The following is a 1,043-nucleotide window of genomic DNA, read 5'->3' as shown; positions in this document are numbered from 1 at the left end:
GCTATAGGATGGCCAATAAGCTGAGAGCCAGCATCCAGACTTCCGTAAGTGATATTGATCACATTACCATTACCGCCATTGCCACCATTAGCTCCGTTTCCTCCGGCTCCACCGTTACCGCCGTTACCGCCGTTATAGCCACCACGGGAATAAGCTCCTGAACTGGAGCCATTACCACCATTGCCACCATTACCGCCGCTTCCACCATTACCACCGCTTCCGCCATCGCCACCATTGCCGCCTCCGCCTACAACAGAGAAAGTACCGGTAACTTTACCAATGTACATGGTAGTAGCGGGAGAATCGCCGCCGTTGCCGCCAACACTGGCATTACCACCATTACCAGCAATGGCACCACTAGTACCATTGGAACCGTCGTTACATCCGGAAGCCCAGTTGCAACTTGCGTTCTGACCAGCAACGCCATTCTGGCCGCTTCCGCCTGGCTGGCCATTTGTGCCCGCTGTACCTGGTGCACCAAGAATGTTGATGTCGCCGGTGGCTTGTTGCGCAGCTAATACTTTCGCAGCATTAGTAGTTGATTTGATTAGGACAGCAATAGAAATTTTACCTGTTGTCTGGACAAAAATTTGTCCGCCAGGTAAAACGGTTACTGTTCCGAACTGATTGTTAGTGTCCGTGATGTACAGCGGATTTGACGGACTTACTGTCACGTCTAATGGGGTAGAATTTGATGAGGTTGACATAGAAGGTTTTTTAGAGGGTTAAAAATTTAGTAGAAAAGAATTGTAAGATAATATCCAAACAAATTGTAATATTAATGTATAATCTAATGTAATACTATAGTTATTTTGTTGTATAAAATTAATATATTTATATTTTAATTTCCTAATATTTAATTGTTTTTTTTTAAAATTAATGCTGATGATTTCGATGATAATTAGTAAAAACAGCCCATTGAACGAATCTTGGCAGTATTTCTATGAAAAATAATTATCGAAGTTTTCTTTCCATCGCGTCTTTTGTGGATAGATTTTGTTAAACTACACGCTCTTTGCTTTGAGCGTTAGCTCTTGCTAACC

At 42.8% G+C, this 1,043-nt stretch carries 1 pseudogene; it reads right to left on the bottom strand.

Annotation, left to right across the window (positions count from 1 at the left end):
* Positions 1–707 (bottom strand): annotated as a pseudogene (locus tag AC1DND_RS28455) (hypothetical protein); the annotation flags it as partial.
* Positions 708–1,043: the final 336 nt, after the last annotated feature.

The organism is Pedobacter sp. 01N416 (assembly GCF_056399685.1).
This window is presented reverse-complemented; position numbering and strand designations above follow the sequence as displayed.